Annotated in this window: 18 protein-coding genes and 1 tRNA gene; 6 read left to right on the top strand and 13 right to left on the bottom strand. The window is 67.2% G+C overall.

Annotation, left to right across the window (positions count from 1 at the left end):
* Window positions 1-70: 70 nt before the first annotated feature.
* From dnaB to rpsF, 5 genes are all read right to left on the bottom strand, one after another.
* Window positions 71-2,524: a replicative DNA helicase gene (dnaB, locus tag ACODRX_RS18795; protein ID WP_488873064.1), complete on the bottom strand. Its 2,454-nt coding sequence runs from the start codon at window positions 2,522-2,524 to the stop codon at window positions 71-73.
* Between the two features lie 113 nt (window positions 2,525-2,637).
* A complete protein-coding gene (rplI, locus tag ACODRX_RS18800) occupies window positions 2,638-3,090 on the bottom strand; it encodes a 50S ribosomal protein L9 (protein WP_488873065.1) in 453 nt (150 codons plus the stop codon).
* A 12-nt stretch (window positions 3,091-3,102) separates the two neighbouring features.
* Complete coding sequence (rpsR, locus tag ACODRX_RS18805; RefSeq protein ID WP_460480004.1) at window positions 3,103-3,384, bottom strand: 30S ribosomal protein S18; 282 nt, start codon at window positions 3,382-3,384, stop codon at window positions 3,103-3,105.
* A 10-nt stretch (window positions 3,385-3,394) separates the two neighbouring features.
* Window positions 3,395-3,691 (bottom strand): primosomal replication protein N, encoded by a 297-nt coding sequence (gene priB, locus ACODRX_RS18810; RefSeq protein ID WP_488873066.1) that lies wholly within the window; start codon window positions 3,689-3,691, stop codon window positions 3,395-3,397.
* A 16-nt stretch (window positions 3,692-3,707) separates the two neighbouring features.
* Window positions 3,708-4,082: a 30S ribosomal protein S6 gene (gene rpsF, locus ACODRX_RS18815; protein WP_488873067.1), complete on the bottom strand. Its 375-nt coding sequence runs from the start codon at window positions 4,080-4,082 to the stop codon at window positions 3,708-3,710.
* A gap of 226 nt (window positions 4,083-4,308) precedes the next feature.
* Between rpsF and grpE the strand changes: the two genes are divergently transcribed.
* The 3 genes from grpE to dnaJ all read left to right on the top strand — a co-directional run bounded on the left by grpE (window position 4,309) and on the right by dnaJ (window position 8,160).
* Window positions 4,309-4,857, top strand: a complete 549-nt coding sequence (gene grpE / locus ACODRX_RS18820; protein ID WP_488873068.1) for a nucleotide exchange factor GrpE — start codon at window positions 4,309-4,311, stop codon at window positions 4,855-4,857.
* Window positions 4,858-4,969: 112 nt separating this feature from the next.
* Window positions 4,970-6,910: a molecular chaperone DnaK gene (dnaK, locus tag ACODRX_RS18825; RefSeq protein ID WP_488873069.1), complete on the top strand. Its 1,941-nt coding sequence runs from the start codon at window positions 4,970-4,972 to the stop codon at window positions 6,908-6,910.
* A 125-nt stretch (window positions 6,911-7,035) separates the two neighbouring features.
* Entirely contained in the window at window positions 7,036-8,160 is a 1,125-nt protein-coding gene (gene dnaJ, locus ACODRX_RS18830; RefSeq protein ID WP_488873070.1) for a molecular chaperone DnaJ, read from the top strand.
* Between the two features lie 79 nt (window positions 8,161-8,239).
* Here the strand turns inward: dnaJ and ACODRX_RS18835 are convergent, their stop codons facing one another.
* The 4 genes from ACODRX_RS18835 to ACODRX_RS18850 all read right to left on the bottom strand — a co-directional run bounded on the left by ACODRX_RS18835 (window position 8,240) and on the right by ACODRX_RS18850 (window position 10,712).
* Complete coding sequence (locus ACODRX_RS18835; protein WP_488873071.1) at window positions 8,240-8,467, bottom strand: hypothetical protein; 228 nt, start codon at window positions 8,465-8,467, stop codon at window positions 8,240-8,242.
* 99 nt (window positions 8,468-8,566) lie between these two features.
* Window positions 8,567-8,641 (bottom strand) — tRNA-Arg (locus ACODRX_RS18840).
* Window positions 8,642-8,676: 35 nt separating this feature from the next.
* Entirely contained in the window at window positions 8,677-9,030 is a 354-nt protein-coding gene (gene arsC / locus ACODRX_RS18845; RefSeq protein ID WP_488873072.1) for an arsenate reductase (glutaredoxin), read from the bottom strand.
* A 47-nt stretch (window positions 9,031-9,077) separates the two neighbouring features.
* Window positions 9,078-10,712: an ABC transporter permease gene (locus tag ACODRX_RS18850; protein ID WP_488873073.1), complete on the bottom strand. Its 1,635-nt coding sequence runs from the start codon at window positions 10,710-10,712 to the stop codon at window positions 9,078-9,080.
* Between the two features lie 158 nt (window positions 10,713-10,870).
* Here ACODRX_RS18850 and ACODRX_RS18855 point away from each other — a divergent pair, with 158 nt between their 5' ends.
* Window positions 10,871-11,926 (top strand): ABC transporter ATP-binding protein, encoded by a 1,056-nt coding sequence (locus tag ACODRX_RS18855; protein WP_488873074.1) that lies wholly within the window; start codon window positions 10,871-10,873, stop codon window positions 11,924-11,926.
* 12 nt (window positions 11,927-11,938) lie between these two features.
* Here ACODRX_RS18855 and ACODRX_RS18860 read toward each other — a convergent pair whose 3' ends face one another.
* From ACODRX_RS18860 to ACODRX_RS18875, 4 genes are all read right to left on the bottom strand, one after another.
* Window positions 11,939-12,691 carry a lysophospholipid acyltransferase family protein gene (locus ACODRX_RS18860; RefSeq protein WP_488873075.1) on the bottom strand — a complete coding sequence of 251 codons (753 nt, stop codon included), beginning with the start codon at window positions 12,689-12,691 and terminating at the stop codon, window positions 11,939-11,941.
* Window positions 12,688-13,119: a Holliday junction resolvase RuvX gene (gene ruvX, locus ACODRX_RS18865; protein WP_488873076.1), complete on the bottom strand. Its 432-nt coding sequence runs from the start codon at window positions 13,117-13,119 to the stop codon at window positions 12,688-12,690. Before ruvX ends, ACODRX_RS18860 begins: the two co-directional genes overlap by 4 nt.
* Window positions 13,120-13,188: 69 nt before the next feature.
* Complete coding sequence (locus ACODRX_RS18870) at window positions 13,189-13,785, bottom strand: YqgE/AlgH family protein (protein ID WP_488873077.1); 597 nt, start codon at window positions 13,783-13,785, stop codon at window positions 13,189-13,191.
* Between the two features lie 8 nt (window positions 13,786-13,793).
* Complete coding sequence (locus ACODRX_RS18875) at window positions 13,794-15,218, bottom strand: FimL-related protein (RefSeq protein ID WP_488873078.1); 1,425 nt, start codon at window positions 15,216-15,218, stop codon at window positions 13,794-13,796.
* A gap of 165 nt (window positions 15,219-15,383) precedes the next feature.
* Here ACODRX_RS18875 and thiD point away from each other — a divergent pair, with 165 nt between their 5' ends.
* Both thiD and hemL read left to right on the top strand, forming a co-directional pair.
* Window positions 15,384-16,307 (top strand): bifunctional hydroxymethylpyrimidine kinase/phosphomethylpyrimidine kinase, encoded by a 924-nt coding sequence (gene thiD, locus ACODRX_RS18880; RefSeq protein WP_488873079.1) that lies wholly within the window; start codon window positions 15,384-15,386, stop codon window positions 16,305-16,307.
* A 36-nt stretch (window positions 16,308-16,343) separates the two neighbouring features.
* Window positions 16,344-17,648, top strand: coding sequence for a glutamate-1-semialdehyde 2,1-aminomutase (gene hemL / locus ACODRX_RS18885; RefSeq protein WP_488873080.1), 1,305 nt, complete (start codon window positions 16,344-16,346; stop codon window positions 17,646-17,648).
* The last annotated feature ends 239 nt before the right edge of the window (window positions 17,649-17,887 follow it).

The following is a 17,887-nucleotide window of genomic DNA, read 5'->3' on the forward strand; positions in this document are numbered from 1 at the left end:
TGCAGTCAACGTTTTCAGATATAAAACCATCTGAAAACGTTTATATAAAATCGCTAGCAGCTATGAATTTTTAGTATTCGTCACCGCCATAGCCCATGGCGAGGTTCTCGAAGCGGGTCTGGTTCTTCTGGAAGAAGAGCTTCACCGTGCCGGTCGGGCCGTTACGCTGCTTGCCGATGATGACCTCGGCAATGTTCGGCTCCTTGCTCTCCTTGTTGTAGTAGTCGTCGCGGTAGATGAACATGATGATGTCCGCATCCTGCTCGATGGCGCCCGATTCGCGCAGGTCGGACATCATCGGCCGCTTGTCGGTGCGCTGCTCCACCGAGCGGTTGAGCTGTGACAGCGCGATCACCGGGCATTGCAGCTCCTTGGCCAGCATCTTCAGGCCGCGCGAGATCTCGCCCAGCTCGGTGGCGCGGTTGTCGGAGCTGGCCGATCCCGAGCCGCTCATCAGCTGCAGGTAGTCGACCACGATCAGGCCGAGCTTGCCGCACTGGCGCGCCAGGCGCCGCGCGTTGGCGCGCAGCTCCGACGGCGTGAGGCCCGGCGTCTCGTCGATGTGCAGCGACACGGTGCGCAGGCGCTCGATGGCCTCGGTCAGGCGCGGCCATTCGTCGTCGTTGAGCTTGCCGGTGCGCAAATTGCCCTGGTTGACGCGGCCGATCGAGCCCACGATACGCACCGCCAGCTGCGCCGCGCCCATTTCCATCGAGAAGATGGCCACCGGCAAGCCTTCGTTCAGCGCCACATGCTCGGCGATGTTCACGGCGAAGGAGGTATTGTGGGTAACCACGTCGTGGTCGGTAATGTAGAGCCTGGAGGGATGGCTCACCGCGACGCATTGGCAGGCCGCCTCCCGCACGGGTTCGATGGCCATCACATTCAGGCGCTTCTTGCGCCGCCAGGCCTCGGGGGCGCGCATCTGCTTGTCCGACAGCAGGAACAAGCTCCTGGGCTGCGGATGGTGGATATGGCAGACATAGGCCGGCAGGCCAGGCACGCGCAGGCCCGCCACATTGGTGAAATGGGGCTGCTTTTGCGTGATGGAGCACCAGCCGCCCAGCGAGCGCACCAGCTCGGCCACATCCTGCGCCAGCTGCCGGCTGGAGGTGGACAGGCGCACGCTGCCCCAGCTCTCGACCCAGCCGTCGGTGTCCAGCAGGCCGCGCAGCAGGTCCAGGCGGGCAGCCTTTGCGGCCTCCAGGTACAGCCGGGGGATGAACTTCCTGTCGCTGGTCAGCCCCGACAGGCCCAGGCTGTCCAGCGCCACGCGCACTGGGTTGGGCTGCGCGCCCTGCAGCCCCTTCACGCGGGCGCGGTCGCTGCGCACGATGCGCCAATCGCAGCCGCTCGCATGCACCAGCTCCATGCCCTGACCCAAGCGTGCGCGCATCAGGCCCAGCATCTGCTCGGAGATGCTGGAGAAGAGCACGCTGCCGCTACCGGTCAGGCCGCCATCGCCCAGCAGCGCGCCGAGCATCCAGGGGTCCAGGGGCAAAGGGTCCTGGTGGCCGAAATCTCCACTGGCGGGCTCGACCCAGACCCGGCCCTGGTAGCGCTTGCGGGCCAGCAAATCCTGCAACTGCCGGGTCTCGAGCACCCGCGGCTCGGCCCAATGCCGACAATGAACCTGCCACAGGTGCTCCGCACAGCATTCAGCCCAGCGGCCGTCCGAAAACGCGATCCGGTAGACCGTCTTCACGCCCTGGGGAAACACCCCGGTCACGATCGAAGGCCGCCCATCCACCGATGCCAGCGCATCGCCCACCTCGATCTCGCCCATGGCCTTCCAGCCGCAGCGCGTGCGCACCCGGGCGTCCAACGGCTGGGCCTTGCCCATCGACGGGCGCGCCGCCAGCACCACCAGGTCGCCCGCCTGCAGGCCACTGGTCATGCGGTCCAGGTCGCTGAAGCCGGTGGGCACGCCGGTCACGTCGGCCGGGTTGTCGGCCATCTCCTGCACGCGGTCGAGCAGGTCCACCACCAGCGACTCCAGCGACTGGAAGCCCTGCTTCATGCGCGAGCCTTCCTCGCCGATCGCGAAGATCTTCTGCTCGGCCTCGTCCAGCACCCGCTCCACCGGCTTGCCCTGGGGGTTGAAGGCGTTGGTCGCGATCTCGTCGCTGGCCGTCACCAGCTTGCGCAGGATGGAGCGCTCGCGCACGATCTCGGCATAGCGCCGGATGTTGCTCGCGCTGGGCACGTACTGGGCCAGCTGGTTCAGGTAGGCCAGGCCGCCCACCTCCTCGGCCTTGCCCACCGCCTGCAGCTGCTCGAAGACGGTGATCACGTCCGCCGGCTTGCTGGCATTGACCAGCGCCGAGATGGCGCTGAAGATCAGCCGGTGCTCGTGGCGGTAGAAGTCCGCCTCGGCCAGCACGTCGCCCATGCGGTCCCAGGCCTGGTTGTCGAGCAGCAGGCCACCGAGCACGCTGGATTCGGACTCGATCGAATGCGGCGGAATGCGCAGCTGCGCAACCTGCTGGTCGGGGCTCACGAACCCTTCGAGTGCATCGGACATAACGTTCCTGAAAAACCGGTGGTGAAAAAGCTAAGCAGAATAGCGCAATAAAAAAGCCGCTTTGCAGCGGCTTTTCATACCCTAGCCGGACAGATGGCCCGGCATTCGAGGCTTTAGACGTGCTCGCCGTAGACGGACACGCCGACTTCCACCACCACGTCGGTGTGCAGAGCCACTTCCACGGTGTTGTCGCTGACGGTCTTGATCGGGCCATTGGGCAGGCGCACTTGCGACTTGACCACTTCGAAGCCCATCTTGTTGAGTTCGTCGGCGATGTCGTGGTTGGTCACGGAGCCGAACAGGCGGCCGTCCACGCCCGCCTTTTGCGTCAGCTTGACGGTAGCGCCCGCCAGCTTCTCGCCTTGCGCCTGGGCAGCGGCCAGCTTCTCGGCGGCAGCCTTTTCCAGTTCGGCGCGCTTGGCTTCGAACTCGGCCTTGGCGGCGGCGGTGGCGCGGCGTGCACGGCCCGTGGGGATCAGGAAGTTGCGAGCGTAACCGTCCTTGACCTTGACGATCTCACCCAGGTTGCCCAGGTTGACAACCTTGTCGAGCAGAATGATTTGCATGGTTCGTGCTCCTTAGATCTTGTGCTGGTCGGTGTACGGCACCAGAGCCAGGAAGCGTGCGCGCTTGATGGCGGTGTTCAGCTGGCGCTGGTAGATGGCGCGCGTGCCGGTCAGGCGTGCGGGGATGATCTTGCCGTTTTCAGCGATGAAGTCGCGCAGCGTGTCGACATCCTTGTAGTCGATCTCTTCCACGCCAGCCACGGTGAAGCGGCAGAAACGCTTGCGCTTGAACAGCAGCGACTGGGTGTTGCGCTTGGGGCGCTTGTCTTTGTTGAATTTCTTGAACGTGGCCATTTCGGACCTCTCAATAAGAATCTTGTTGAATATCCTGGATGTGCAGAACCACCGATTTGCTGTTGCGCGGCGTTGCCAGAAAGCCCTGGATCGTCCAGATGCTTCCGACGGCCTGGCGGGCGATGCGCTCGGCCAGCGGGCCGAAGGCCACCGCCTTGATCAGCAGATTCACCTGTCGTGGCTGCCCCATTTCGGCTTGCGAAGACTGGTGCTCCAGCTTCACATCGACGGCGGCAAGGCCGGCGGGCGTGTATCGCAAAGCTTGTATCTCTGCGAGGCCGGCGGTCACGACAAGCTGGTTCTTCACCTCCAACCGGTTGTGATCAGCGGTCGGCGGCAGCGTGCTCGGCCTGGCTGGCCTTGCGGGCTTCTTCGCGCTCGACGGTCTTCATCATCGCGGAAGGACCGGTGTCGGCCTTCTTGCGCTGCACCGTCAGCTGGCGCAGCACGGCGTCGTTGAACTTGAAGGCATGCTCCAGTTCAGCCATCACAGCCTGGTCGGCTTCGATATTCAGGCACAGGTAGTGGGCCTTGGCCAGCTTGTTGATCATGTAGGCCAACTGACGGCGGCCCCAGTCTTCAACACGGTGGATCTGGCCACCGCCGGCGGTAATCATGCCCTTGTAGCGCTCCAGCATGGCTGGAACCTGTTCGCTCTGATCGGGGTGGATCAGCAGCACGATCTCGTAGTGACGCATGCACAAACTCCTTGTGGATAATAGCCGCCCGTCTGCTGCAGTGAATGCAAGGCAAGCCCGGTGCGGCAAGGGAAAGCCCACGATTATATTTCAAACGCCCAGGGCCGTCAAACGACGCCCAGACACCGCCAGTACGGCAAAAACCATTACACGCAAGCGGGTCTTGAAATGCCGCCGGCCGCTCCTACCTATCAGGGAGTCTGTTTTTTGGAGCGAGTGCACAACAATGACCCTGCCACCACATTCCCCCAACGAAAACCCCATGTCGCCCGAAGAGCTGGAAGCCGCTGCCGCCGCCAACCAGGCGTACGAGCTGGCGCAGCTGCAGGCCCAGGTGGCCGAGCTGCAGGGCAAGAACGCCGAGCTGGCCGACCAGTACCTGCGCGCCAAGGCCGAGGTGGAGAATGCCCGCCGCCGCGCCGACGAGGAAGTGAGCAAGGCCCGCAAGTTCGGCGTGGAGAGCTTTGCCGAGAGCATGCTGCCGGTGGTGGACAGCCTGGAGGCGGGCCTGGCCGTGGCCGACGCCTCCAACCAGGTGCTGCGCGAGGGCTCCGAGGCCACGCTGCGCCAGCTGCTGTCGGCGCTGGAGCGCAACAAGGTGGTGGCCATCGCGCCCGCGGCCGGCGCCAAGTTCGACCCCCACCAGCACCAGGCCATCAGCATGGTGCCCGCCGACCAGGAGGCCAACACCGTGGTCGGCACGCTGCAAAAGGGCTACCTGATCGCCGACCGCGTGATGCGCCCGGCCCTGGTGACCGTCGCGGCCCCCAAGTGACACCGGATACCGCCGTTTTTTGCGAATTCCCGTCTTGAAGCGCACGAAAACAGCCACAGATAACCACCATCCAAGCTAATTCACCAATTTTTCAGAATACGGAGCAGAGAATATGGGAAAAATCATCGGCATTGACCTGGGCACGACCAACAGCTGCGTGGCCGTGATGGAAGGCAACACCACCCGCGTGATCGAGAACAGCGAAGGTGCGCGCACCACGCCGTCGATCGTCGCCTACCAGGACGACGGCGAGATCCTCGTCGGCGCCTCGGCCAAGCGCCAGGCCGTCACCAACCCCAAGAACACCATCTACGCCGCCAAGCGCCTGATCGGCCGCAAGTTCGACGAGAAGGAAGTGCAAAAGGACATCGACCTGATGCCCTTCGAGATCATCAAGGCCGACAACGGCGACGCCTGGGTCAAGGTGCGCGACCAGAAGCTGGCCCCGCCCCAGATCAGCGCCGAAGTGCTGCGCAAGATGAAGAAGACCGCCGAGGACTACCTGGGCGAGCCCGTGACCGAGGCGGTGATCACCGTGCCCGCCTACTTCAACGACAGCCAGCGCCAGGCCACCAAGGACGCCGGCCGCATCGCCGGCCTGGACGTCAAGCGCATCATCAACGAGCCCACCGCCGCGGCGCTGGCCTTCGGCCTGGACAAGGGCGGCAAGGGCGACCACAAGATCGCGGTGTATGACCTGGGCGGCGGCACCTTCGACGTGTCCATCATCGAGATCGCCGACGTCGATGGCGAGAAGCAGTTCGAGGTGCTGGCCACCAACGGCGACACCTTCCTGGGCGGCGAGGACTTCGACCAGCGCATCATCGACTACATCATCGGCGAATTCAAGAAGGAGCAAGGCGTCGACCTGACCAAGGACGTGCTGGCCCTGCAGCGCCTGAAGGAAGCCGCCGAAAAGGCCAAGATCGAGCTGTCGAACTCGGCCCAGACCGACATCAACCTGCCCTACATCACTGCCGACGCCACCGGCCCCAAGCACCTGAACATCAAGCTCACCCGTGCCAAGCTGGAAGCCCTGGTGGAAGAGCTGATCGAGCGCACCATCGCCCCCTGCCGCACCGCCATCAAGGATGCCGGCATCAGCGTGAGCGACATCGACGACGTGATCCTGGTGGGCGGCATGTCCCGCATGCCCAAGGTGCAGGAAAAGGTCAAGGAATTCTTCGGCAAGGACCCGCGCAAGGACGTGAACCCTGACGAAGCCGTGGCCGTGGGCGCGGCCATCCAGGGCCAGGTGCTGGGCGGCGAGCGCTCCGACGTGCTGCTGCTGGACGTGACCCCGCTGTCGCTGGGCATCGAAACCCTGGGCGGCGTGATGACCAAGATGATCGCCAAGAACACGACCATCCCGACCAAGTTCGCCCAGACCTACTCCACCGCCGAGGACAACCAGCCCGCGGTGACCATCAAGGTCTTCCAGGGCGAGCGCGACATCGCCAGCGCCAACAAGCTGCTGGGCGAGTTCAACCTCGAAGGCATCCCCTCCGCCCCGCGCGGCGTGCCGCAGATCGAGGTGACCTTCGACATCGACGCCAACGGCATCCTGAACGTCTCCGCCAAGGACAAGGGCACCGGCAAGGAGAACAAGATCACCATCAAGGCCAGCTCGGGCCTGTCGGAAGACGAAATCCAGAAGATGGTGAAGGACGCCGAGCTGAACGCGGCGGACGACAAGAAGAAGCTCGAACTGGTGCAGGCGCGCAACCAGGGCGAAGCTGCGGCGCACAGCGTGCAAAAGAGCCTCGGCGAGCATGGCGACAAGCTCGATGCCGGCGAGAAGACCGCCATCGAGACCGCGATCAAGGAACTGGAAGAAGCCCTCAAGGGCGATGACAAGGACGCGATCGAAGCCAAGACCACCGCGCTGATGGCCGCTGGCCAGAAGCTCGGCGAGAAGGTCTATGCCGACGCACAGGCCGCACAGGCCGCGCAGGCGGCGGGCGCCGCCAGCGGAGCCGCCCCCGGCGCAGGCGCTGCGGCCGCCGACGACAATGTGGTGGACGCCGAAGTCAAGGAAGTGAAGAAGGACTAAGTCCTTCCCCACCGCCACAGGTACGCGCAATGACCTGAGCGCCCCATGCCGGAGCCTGCAGACGCAGTGCTCCGGCATGGCTTTTATCCGCCACGCATTGTCCACGGCACTCCACCACTTACACCATGTCCAAACGTGATTACTACGAAGTCCTCGGCGTTGCCAAGAACGCCTCGGACGACGACATCAAGAAGGCCTATCGCAAGCTGGCGATGAAGTTCCACCCCGACCGCAACCAGGGGGACAAGGCCAAGCAGGCCGAAGAACAGTTCAAGGAGGTCAAGGAGGCCTACGAGATGCTGTCCGACGGCCAGAAGCGCGCCGCCTACGACCAGTACGGCCACGCCGGCGTCGACCCCAGCATGCGCGCTGGGGCCGAGGGCTTCGGCGGCTTCGCGGAAGCCTTTGGCGACATCTTCGGCGACATGTTCGGCAACGCCGGGCGCCGGGGCGGCGGGCCGCAGGTCTACCGCGGCAGCGACCTGAGCTACGCGATGGACATCACGCTGGAGGAAGCCGCCAACGGCAAGCATGCGCAGATCAAGATCCCCTCGTGGGACGAATGCGACACTTGCCACGGCAGCGGCGCCAAGCCCGGCACCAGCCCCAAGACCTGCGGCACCTGCAACGGCAGCGGCACGGTGCAGATGCGCCAGGGCTTCTTCGCGGTGCAGCAGACCTGCCCGCACTGCCGGGGCACCGGCAAGATCATCCCCGAGCCCTGCACCTCGTGCCACGGCCAGGGCCGCATCAAGACGCAGAAGACGCTGGAGGTGAACATCCCCGCCGGCATCGACGACGGCATGCGCATCCGCAGCTCGGGCAACGGCGAGCCCGGGGTCAACGGCGGCCCGCCGGGCGACCTGTACATCGAGATCCGGGTGCGCGACCACGAAGTGTTCGAGCGCGACGGCGACGACCTGCACTGCAAGGTGCCGGTGAGCATGATCACCGCGGCGCTGGGCGGCGAGATCGAGGTGCCCACGCTCAGCGGCAAGGCCGCGATCGACCTGCCCGAAGGCACCCAGACCGGCAAGCAGTTCCGCCTGCGCGGCAAGGGCATCAAGGGCGTGCGCAGCAGCTACCCTGGCGACCTGTACTGCCACATCACGGTAGAGACGCCGGTCAAGCTCACCGAGCACCAGCGCAAGCTGCTCAAGGAGCTGGACGAATCGCTGAAGAAAGGCGGCGCCAAGCACACGCCCAACAACCAGTCTTGGTCCGAGCGGCTGAAAAATCTCTTCAGCTGAGCCTGGCCCTAGAGAACCGCCAGCGCCTGCGCAGCAAGCGCTGGCGGTGCTGTTTTGCAGCATCCCGGGCTGGACGCGCCTAGCACGGCGAGAACTTGGCGATCAAAGCTACGATCAAGATCACCACCAGGAAGCCCACCAACGCAATCATCTGAATGTCGGTGTAGTCCTGAATGTCGCCTTTGCTGTAACGGGGAAAGTAGCCCAGCGTCACGATACGCAGCGCCAGCCATCCCGGCCAGAAGAAGATGGCCTCGAATGCAATGGCCCGCAGCAGCGCGCCGGCTATCCACAAAAAGACATCCATGCATGCATCCTATGAGGTGAGCACTGGAGCCATTCTAAGGATTTGCCGCCAAGGCAAAGAAAAAGGCCGCGAGGCTACGAACCTTCACGACCTTGAATGTGGTCCCCCCGACAGGAATCGAACCTGTATCTAGCGCTTAGGAGGCACTCGTTCTATCCATTGAACTACAGGGAGCCGAAATCGCCATTGTAGGCGTTTGCGGGCCGGGTTCAGAGCAAATCCAGCACCAGCTGCGGCGGCCGGCACAGCCGGGCGCCCTTGGGCGTGACCACGATGGGGCGGTTCAGCAGCTGCGGGTGCGCGGCCAGCTGCTCCAGCAGCTGGGCCTCCGTCCAGTGCGGCGCGCCCAACCCCAGTTCCTCGTACAGCGCTTCCTTGCTGCGCATGAGGTCGCGCACCGGCACGCCCAGCCGCGCCACCAGCGCCTGCAGCTGCGCCACATTCAGGGGATGGGCCAGGTAGTCCACCACCTCGGGCTCGATGCCGTGCTCGCGCAGCAGCGCCAGCGCGCCGCGCGAATTGCTGCAGCGGGCATTGTGGTAGATGGTGGCAGGCGTGGACATGGACGGCTCGCTTTCGCAATTCAAAACCGCGATGGTAGCGCGAGCGCCTAGCGCTGGCGCGAATCATTGAGCTCGCGGCTGAGCAAGATCACCGGGATCAGGCCCACCAGCACCAGGGCCAGCGAGGGCAGCGCCGCTTCGCTCAGCCGCTCGTCGCGCGCCAGCTGGTAGGCCACCACCGCCAGCGTGTCCGAGTTGAAGGGCCGCAGCACCATGGTGGCGGGCAGCTCCTTCATCACATCGACCAGCACCAGCAGCACCGCGGTGATCGCCGAGCGGCGCAGCAGCGGGCCGTGCACCCGCAGCAGCAGCCGCGGGCCGCCGGCGCCCAGCATGCGGGCGGATTCGTCAAGGCTGGCGGGTATGCGGGTGTAGCCGCTTTGCACCGACTGCAGGGCCACCGCGCCAAAGCGCACCATATAGGCCCAGACCAGGCCGACGATGGTGGTGGTGAGCAGCGCCGGCACGCCCCACTGCGGCAGCGCCTGCTGCACCCAGCCCACCGGCAGCAGCAGGCCGACGACGATCACCGCGCCCGGGATCGCATAGCCCAGGCCCAGCAGCTGCACCACCCAGTGGGTGAAGCGGTCCGCGCTGCGGCGGTGGGCATAGGCCACCAGCAGCGACACCAGCACGGCCAGCAGCGCCGAGATCAGGCCCAGGCGCACACTGTTGGCGGCCCATTGCAGGAAGCGATCCCAGGGCAGCACCGACCAGTCGGCGCCGAGCGGGCGCAGCATGAACAGCACCGGCGCCACGAAGCCCAGCAGCACCGGCAGCAGGCACACCAGCCAGGCCAGCAGGCACCAGCGGCCGCGCAGCTGCACCGGCGCCGCATCCGCCACGCCCGCGCGGCGCACATGGTTGGTGACGAAGCGCATGCGGCGCTGGGCGCGCAGCTCCAGCTGCAGCACCAGCAGCACCAGCACCAGCAGCATGCTGGCCAGCTGGGCCGCGGCCACATGGTTCTCCATCGACAGCCAGGCCTTGTAGATGCCGGTGGTGAAGGTGGTGATGCCGAAATAGCTGGACACGCCAAAGTCCGCCAGCGTCTCCATCGCCACCAGGGCAACGCCGGCCACCACCGCCGGCCGCGCCATGGGCAGGGCCACCGCCCAGATGCGGCGGTGCAGCGGCGCGCCCATGAGCCGGGCCGCCTCCATCAGGTGCGCCGCGCGCTCGCTCAGGGCGGTGCGCGCCAGCAGGTAGACATAGGGATAGAGCGCGAACACGAAGACGATGACCGCGCCGCCCAGCGAGCGGATCTCGGGCAGCAGCCGCCCTTGCAGGCCGAAGCTGCTGCGCAGCCAGGTCTGCAGCGGGCCGCTGAACTGCAGGAAGTCGGTATAGGCATAGGCGATCACATAGGCCGGCATGGCCAGCGGCAGCAGCAGCAGCCACTCCAGCAGCGCCCGCCCGCGAAAGCTGAACAGCGTGACCGCCGCCGCGGTCAGCGCGCCCACCAGCGCCGCGCCCGCCGCCACCAGCACGCCAAGCAGCAGCGTGGTGCGCATGTAGCCGGGCAGCACGGTGGCCGCCATTTCGCGCACGATGGCCAGCGCGTCATGGTCGTTCAGCTGCCAGGGCAGCCAGGCGCTGAACACGGTCAGCACCGGCAGCACCAGGAAGGCGGCCAGCACGCCGAGCAGCACGCGAAGGCGAAGGGATGAGGAGGTACGCAAAACGGTCAGGCGGGCAGCGGGTGGAAAACCGGTTGAACAGCAGCCTGGAGCCAGGCAAAGGACTTGGAATTGTATTTGCTTACTGATAACGAATATCATTTAGGTTTTTTCGACCATGCGCGGCGCCGCCGCCCGGCCCATCCATTTCCCCCTGCTCCATGTTTCTTGAAGTTTCGCGGCTCGAAGTCCGCTACCCCGCCCGGCCCCGTCCGGCCGTCCAGGACGTCTCGCTGCAGCTGCCCGCGGGCGATATCGGCGTGCTGATCGGCCCCTCGGGCTGCGGCAAGACCACGCTGCTGCGCGCCATCGCCGGGCTGGAGCCGGTGACGCGGGGCGAGATCCGGCTGCAGTCCGAGCTGGTGAGCAGCGAGCGCAGCCAGGTGCCAGCGGAAAAGCGCCGCATCGGCATGGTGTTCCAGGACTATGCGCTGTTTCCCCACCTCAGCGTGGGGCGCAACGTGGCCTTCGGCATCCACCACTGGCCGCGGCCCGAGCAGGCCCGGCGGGTGCAGGAGGTGCTGGAGCTGGTGGGCCTGGACCACAGCGGCGAGCGCTACCCGCACGAGCTCTCGGGCGGCCAGCAGCAGCGCGTGGCGCTGGCCCGGGCGCTGGCGCCGCGCCCGCAGCTGATGCTGCTGGACGAGCCGTTCTCAAACCTGGATGTGGAGCTGCGCGAGCGCCTGGCCTTCGAGGTGCGCGACATTCTCAAGACCGCCGGCGCCACCGCGCTCTTCGTCACCCACGACCAGCTGGAGGCCTTTGCCATCGGCGATGCGATCGGCGTGATGCAGGACGGCCAGCTGCACCAGTGGGCCGATGCCGCCACGCTCTACCAGCGGCCGGCCTCGCGCTTCGTGGCCGACTTCATCGGCCACGGCGCCTTCGTGCCCGCCACCGTGGTGCCCGGACCGGGCGGCTATACCGTGCAGACGCCGCTGGGCCCGCTGCATGCGCCGGCCGCCGCTGGCGGCGAGGCAGCGCCGCGCGCCGGCAGCTGCGAGCTGCTGCTGCGCGCCAGCGACGTGGTCTGCGATGCCGCCGCGCCCACGCAGGCGCGGCTGCTGCGCAAGGCTTTTCGCGGCGCCAATACCTTGTACACGCTGGAGCTGCCCTCGGGCCATACCGTCTACGCGCAGGTGGCGAGCGGGCAGGCGCATGCGCTGGGCGAGCAGCTGGGCGTGCGCGCCCAGCCCAGGCAGCTGTTGTTCTTTTGAACTAAATTGGCCTCAGCGGCTGCGCCACAGCTTGTCGACGCGGCGGTGCAGGTGGTGGCCCCAGGCGCGCCGGTCGCGGCCGTCGGCATGCTCGGGCTCGCCATAGTGCAGCTGGGCGACCAGCGGCGGCGCGGTCAGCGTGCGCCAGATGGAGCCCAGCAGCGTCTCGTCGCCGACATAGCTGGGCGCGTAGCTGGGCTCGCCGCTGGCCCGGTCGTAGAAGCACAGGCCCACCGGCTGGATGGGCGCACCGGCATCGATCGCCGCCTGCAGCAAATTGGCATGGAAGGGCAGCAGCTTGCGCCCGTCGCCGGTCGTGCCCTCGGGAAAGATCGCCACCAGATCGCCCGCGCGCAGCGCCTGCGCCATGCGCTCCACCGTGCGCATCGCGTCGCGCCGTGAGCTGCGCTCGATGTACAGGGTGCCGCCCGCGCTGGCCAGCGTGCCCACCAGCGGCCACTGCCTGACGTCGGACTTGGAGACGAAGCGCACATGCCGGCAGGCATGCATCAGCGGAATATCGAGCCACGACAAGTGGTTGGCTACCAGCAGCGCCGGCCCCGCCTGCGGCGGCCGGCCCAGCAGCTTGAGCTCGACGCCGCAGCAGCGCAGCAGCTGGGCGGCCCATTGCTCGATCGCGCGGTTGCGCTCGCCATGGCCCCAGCCGCCGAAGCGGGTGTAGATCGTCCACAACCCGCGCAATATATGCAGGCCCAGGCGCGCCAGGCGCCCCACCCCGACCACCGCACGCAGCACCCGGCTCAAGATGGCGCCGCCCCGGGCTGCGCGAGCGCGCGCAGGTGCTGCTCGAGGATGATGCAGGCCGACGCGGCATCGGCATCCCTCGCGCCCTGCGACAGCGCCTCGGTGGTGCTGTAGCGCTCGTCCACCTCGAACACCGGCAGGCCGTAGCGCCCGCGCAGCTGGCGCGCGAAGCGCTGTGCGCGCGCGGTGTTCTCGTGCGGCGCGCCGTCGGGGTGGTAGGGCACGCCGACCACGAGGGCGTCGGGCTGCCATTCGGCCAGGTATTTGTCGACCCAGGCAAAGCGCGCATTGCCTTCGGCGCGGATGGTGGGCAGCGGCCGCGCGGTGCCCAGCATGCGCGTGCCGTAGGCCGCGCCGGTGCGCTTGAGCCCCAGATCGAAGGCCACGAAGGTCTGGGCCGAAGAAAAACCGGTTTCGGAAGTCGTCATATCAACGCTCAACTCGCCCCACAGCCCAGGCGCCCGCCCCGCAGCGGCTCAGGAGGTGCTTCATGATGTTCAGGCGCGACCCACGTCGGACGACAGCATCCAGGCCTCGACACCCAGCAGGCCCAGCGCGCGGTCGTAGCGCTGCTCCACCGGGGTGTCGAAGAGGACGCTGGTGTCGGCATCGACGGTCAGCCAGGCGTTCTCGGAGATTTCCGATTCGAGCTGGCCTTCGCTCCACGAGGCATAGCCCAGCGTCACCAGCACCCGGCCGGGCCCGGCGCCGGTGGACAGGGCTTCGAGCACGTCGCGCGAGGTGGTCATCTCCAGCCCGCCGGGAATGGCGAGCGTGGAGGCATAGGCCGACTCGTGCGGGTCGCTGGACGCGATGGCGATGCGGTCGTGCAGCACGAAGCCGCGCTCGATGTGCACCGGGCCGCCCTGCAGCACGGGTTCGTCCTTCAAGTCGTCGCGGCGCAGCACCATGTCCACCTTGTCGAACAGGTGCGACAAGGTGATGGCCGCCGGTTTGTTGATGACCAGGCCAAGCGCCCCCTTGTCGCTGTGCTCGCAGACATAGACGACGCTGCGGCCGAACATGTCGTCCTGCAGCGAAGGCATGGCGATCAAGAAATGGTGCGTGAGATTGCTGATGTCGGTCGCGGACATGTCTTATTTTAGAGGCTGTTGGCCAGCGAATCCGGTCCCGTCCGCGCCAAATATGCCAGGGCCGGGCCGCCCGCCCCTGGCGGGCGCACCGCCGCGGGATCGGCCGCGATCGCCCGCAACTCCTGCAGCATGGCCGCGCTGGCCGGCTTCAGAAAGCCGGCGGCGAACTGGTGCAGCAGCTTGCGCACCTCGGCAGCCGCCGCCTGCAGGGTATCCGGCCAGCGCGGCTGCGGCGCCGCGCTGCGCTGCACCTGGGCCAGCGCATGCGCCAGCGCCTGGGCCAGCTCCGACAACGGGCCGAACCCCAGCGCCGCGGAGCTGCCGGCCAGCGACCGCGCGCAGGCGATGGCCTCGTCGGGCAGCCCGTGCCCCGGCCGCCCGGCCCAGGCGTGCAGCGCCTTCTCCAGCGCGCGCGACCATTCTTCCGCCTGACCCAGATAGGCGTTGTACAGCGCCGGGCTGATGCCCAGCCCCAGCTGCTGCGCCAGGCCCGTGGGCAGCGCGGCAATCGAGGCAGCCGCGGCGATGGCGCCGGGTGCATCGCCCCCCTGGCGCCCCCACAGCACGGCCGGGTCATAGCGGCCCGGGTGCTCCTCGGCATAGTTCACGCCGCCGGCCCCGCCTTCGGGCCGGGCCAGCGCGCAGAAGAAATCGAGCTCGTGCAGCAGGCCGGCATCGACCGCCTCGCTCCCCTTGGCCTGCGCCACATACTGCAGCAGCACCCGGGATGCGGTGCGCCGGGCATGGATGTCAGCCGGCACCAGGCCATGGGCCAGGCCCTCGAAAAAACCGGCGGCCACCCGCCAGAACAGGCGCAGCCCCGCCGGCTCCAGGCCTTGCGCAATGCCCAGGCACAAGGCCGCCAGATCGCCAGCCGCGCCAGCATCGGCCGACTTGAGCACCGCCAGCATGGCGGCATCCAGGCGCGCGCGCGTGGCGGCATCAAGCGCCAGCGCCACGGCCCCAGGCGTGGCGAACATGGCGGGCTCGGCCTGCCGCGCCGGCGCGGCCCACAGCTCGGCGGGATGGGCCCGCTCGGCGCCGGCCAGCGCCTGCACATCGCGGTATGGAGGAAACAGCGGCACGCAAGAGGCACCAGGGTCCTGGGCCAGCCGCTCCAGCTGCTGGAGCAGCGCGACCGCGGCTTTCTCCAGCACCACCACCGCCTGCGCGGTGCACAGCTGGGGCTCGCGCATCAGGCGCTGCACCGCCGCCGCCATGGCCTGCGCGAGCCGGCCCGGCTGCGGCAGGCCGGCCAGTGCCGCAACGGCGGCGTGCAGCTGCTGCCAGGCCAGGCGCGCGCCGGCGGGGTCCGCCGCCTGCGGCTCCCCGGGCTGCGCGAACTCCAGCGCGTGCTGGTGCCGGCGCAGCGCCCTGACCGCGCCCGCGAGCGCCTGCTGCACCTCATGCCGAACGCTGATGGTTGCGCGCACAGTTTTCCCTCCCCCGGCACGGCCGCGGCCCCGGTATGTTTTGCTACGAATTTTGCGCAGCTTAATGTCCCTTCCCCTAGAATGCAACGATTGCAATATCTTTAACATTCGGGGCTGCAGCTCTGGCGGTACGGGGTACACCGGAACGTGTCTGCGCCCTCACCCATGACCAATCCACGCACGTTCTCCGAGTCTTCCTCCTCCTCAGCCCAGGCCGCGACGGCGAGCGTGCTGTGCATCAATGCCAACGACCCCAGCGGCGCGGGTGGTCTCGCCTGCGACAGCCTGGTGGTGTCCTCCATGGGCGGGCACTGCTGCCCGGTGGCCACCGGCACCTATGTGCGCGACACCCTCGACATGGAGGACTTCTTTGCGCTCAGCGACGAGGCGGTGCAGCAGCAGGCGCGCGCCGTGCTGCAGGACATTCCGGTGCGGGCCATCAAGCTGGGCTTCCTCGGCTCGCTGGCCAATATCCGCGCCTGCGCCGAGCTGTCGAACGACTATCCCGATCTGCCGGTGGTCGCCTACATGCCGAGCATGTCGTGGTGGGATCCGGCGCTGATCGACGACTACCTCGACGCCTACCACGAGATCGTGCTGCCGCAGGCCACGGTGCTGGTGGGCTCGTACGGCCTGCTGTGGCGCTGGCTGCTGCCCGACCGCGACAGCGCCCACCCGCCCACGCCGCGCGACATCGCCCGGGCCGCGGCCGAGAAGGACGTGCCCTTCGTACTGGTGACCGGCATTCCCTCGCATCCGCAGCATGTGGAGAACGCGCTGGTGTCGGCGGACACGATCTACGGCAACGGCGAGTTCGAGCTGTTCGAGACCGAGTTCATCGGCGCGGGCGACACCTTGTCGGCCGCGCTGGCGGCGCTGCTGGCCGCCGAGACCAGCCTGAGCGACGCCACCGCCGAGGCGCTGGCCTACCTCGACAAATGCCTGGAAGGCGGCATACGCCCCGGCATGGGCAAGACGATTCCCGACCGGCTGTTCTGGATACAGCCAGACGACGACGATGATGATGAAGACGACAGCGCCACAGGCGGCGAACCCGCCGAACCCGCCGAGAGCGGGCCGCAGCGCTGAGTCCTTTCCGTCCCTTTTCATTCAGTATTCCCCACCATGACAGCCTCCAACGACGCCAATGCCTCCTTGTTCGAACGCGCCCGCCAGGTCATCCCCGGCGGGGTGAATTCGCCGGTGCGCGCCTTCAATGCGGTGGGCGGCACGCCACGCTTCATAGCGCGCGCGCAGGGCGCCTACCTGTGGGACGCCAATGCGCAGCAGTATGTGGACTACATCGGCTCCTGGGGCCCGATGATCCTGGGCCACGGCCACCCCGAGGTGGTGGATGCGGTGCAGCGCGCGATCGCCGAGGGCTTTTCCTTCGGCGCGCCCACCGAGCGCGAGATCGCGCTGGCCGAGCGCATCCTGGCGCTGGTGCCGTCGATGGACATGGTGCGCCTGGTCAGCTCCGGCACCGAGGCCGGCATGAGCGCGCTGCGCCTGGCGCGCGGCTACACCGAGCGCAGCAAGATCATCAAGTTCAACGGCTGCTACCACGGCCATGCGGATTCGCTGCTGGTCAAGGCCGGCTCGGGCCTGGCCACCTTCGGCACCTCGTCGAGCGCCGGCGTGCCGGCCGACGTGGTCAAGGACACGCTGGTGCTGGAGTACAACGACCTGGCCCAGCTCGAAGAGGCCTTTGCGCTGCACGGCGCGGACATCGCCTGCGTGATCATGGAGCCCATCGCCGGCAACATGAACTTCGTGCGCGCCAGCGTGCCCTTCACCCGCCGCATCCGCGAGCTCACGCGCGAGCACGGCGCGCTGCTGGTCTACGACGAGGTGATGACCGGCTTTCGCGTGGCGCTGGGCGGCGCGCAAAGCCTGTATGCGCAGCAGATCGAGGGCTTTGCGCCCGACATCACCGTGCTGGGCAAGGTGATCGGCGGCGGCATGCCGATGGCGGCCTTTGGCGGGCGGCGCGAGATCATGCAAAAGCTCTCGCCGCTGGGCCCGGTGTACCAGGCCGGCACGCTGTCGGGCAACCCGATCGCCACCGCCTGCGGCCTCAAGACGCTGGAGCTGATCAGCCAACCGGGCTTCCACGACGCGCTGCATGCGCGCACCGGCCAGCTGATGGCCGGCCTCAAGGCCGAGGCCGACGCCGCCGGCCTGCCCTTCAGCGTCGACCACCAGGGCGGGCTGTTCGGCTTTTACTTCCTGCCGCAGCTGCCAAACCACTATGCCGAGGTGATGAAGACCGACGGCCAGGTGTTCAACCGCTTCTTCCACGGCATGCTGGAGCGCGGCCACTACTTCGCGCCGGCGCTGTACGAGGCCGGCTTCGTGAGCGCCGCGCACAGCGAGGCCGACATCGGCCGCACGCTGGAAGCGGCGCGCGCGGTGTTGCGGACGCTGTAGCCCAAGCAGCCCAGGTCGCCTATAAATTGATAGCTGCTTGCGCCCGGTATATCTTGTTTTCAGATATAAAACCATCTGGAAACAAACATCCATAAGCGCTGGCAGCTCTCTTTTTATCACCGGGCCGCCCCAAGATAAAAAGCGCCCCTCTCGGAGTAATGCCGTTCACTTAAGCCAGTGAACGGCATGAGCCCCTCAGGAGCCCGAGCGTAGCGGGCAAGCATGGAGCCTTGTTTTGA

It is taken from the genome of Comamonas sp. FG99, assembly GCF_057808605.1.

Excerpts from the sequence above, each read along its gene's own strand:
- ruvX (WP_488873076.1), bottom strand. The coding sequence starts at position 13,119 with ATGACGACTTCCGAAACCGGTTTTTCTTCGGCCCAGACCTTCGTGGCC.
- grpE (WP_488873068.1), top strand. The coding sequence starts at position 4,309 with ATGACCCTGCCACCACATTCCCCCAACGAAAACCCCATGTCGCCCGAA.
- dnaJ (WP_488873070.1), top strand. The coding sequence starts at position 7,036 with ATGTCCAAACGTGATTACTACGAAGTCCTCGGCGTTGCCAAGAACGCC.
- ACODRX_RS18835 (WP_488873071.1), bottom strand. The coding sequence starts at position 8,467 with ATGGATGTCTTTTTGTGGATAGCCGGCGCGCTGCTGCGGGCCATTGCA.
- rplI (WP_488873065.1), bottom strand. The coding sequence starts at position 3,090 with ATGCAAATCATTCTGCTCGACAAGGTTGTCAACCTGGGCAACCTGGGT.
- ACODRX_RS18855 (WP_488873074.1), top strand. The coding sequence starts at position 10,871 with ATGTTTCTTGAAGTTTCGCGGCTCGAAGTCCGCTACCCCGCCCGGCCC.
- ACODRX_RS18870 (WP_488873077.1), bottom strand. The coding sequence starts at position 13,785 with ATGTCCGCGACCGACATCAGCAATCTCACGCACCATTTCTTGATCGCC.
- thiD (WP_488873079.1), top strand. The coding sequence starts at position 15,384 with ATGACCAATCCACGCACGTTCTCCGAGTCTTCCTCCTCCTCAGCCCAG.
- dnaK (WP_488873069.1), top strand. The coding sequence starts at position 4,970 with ATGGGAAAAATCATCGGCATTGACCTGGGCACGACCAACAGCTGCGTG.
- arsC (WP_488873072.1), bottom strand. The coding sequence starts at position 9,030 with ATGTCCACGCCTGCCACCATCTACCACAATGCCCGCTGCAGCAATTCG.
- dnaB (WP_488873064.1), bottom strand. The coding sequence starts at position 2,524 with ATGTCCGATGCACTCGAAGGGTTCGTGAGCCCCGACCAGCAGGTTGCG.
- rpsF (WP_488873067.1), bottom strand. The coding sequence starts at position 4,082 with ATGCGTCACTACGAGATCGTGCTGCTGATCCACCCCGATCAGAGCGAA.
- rpsR (WP_460480004.1), bottom strand. The coding sequence starts at position 3,384 with ATGGCCACGTTCAAGAAATTCAACAAAGACAAGCGCCCCAAGCGCAAC.
- hemL (WP_488873080.1), top strand. The coding sequence starts at position 16,344 with ATGACAGCCTCCAACGACGCCAATGCCTCCTTGTTCGAACGCGCCCGC.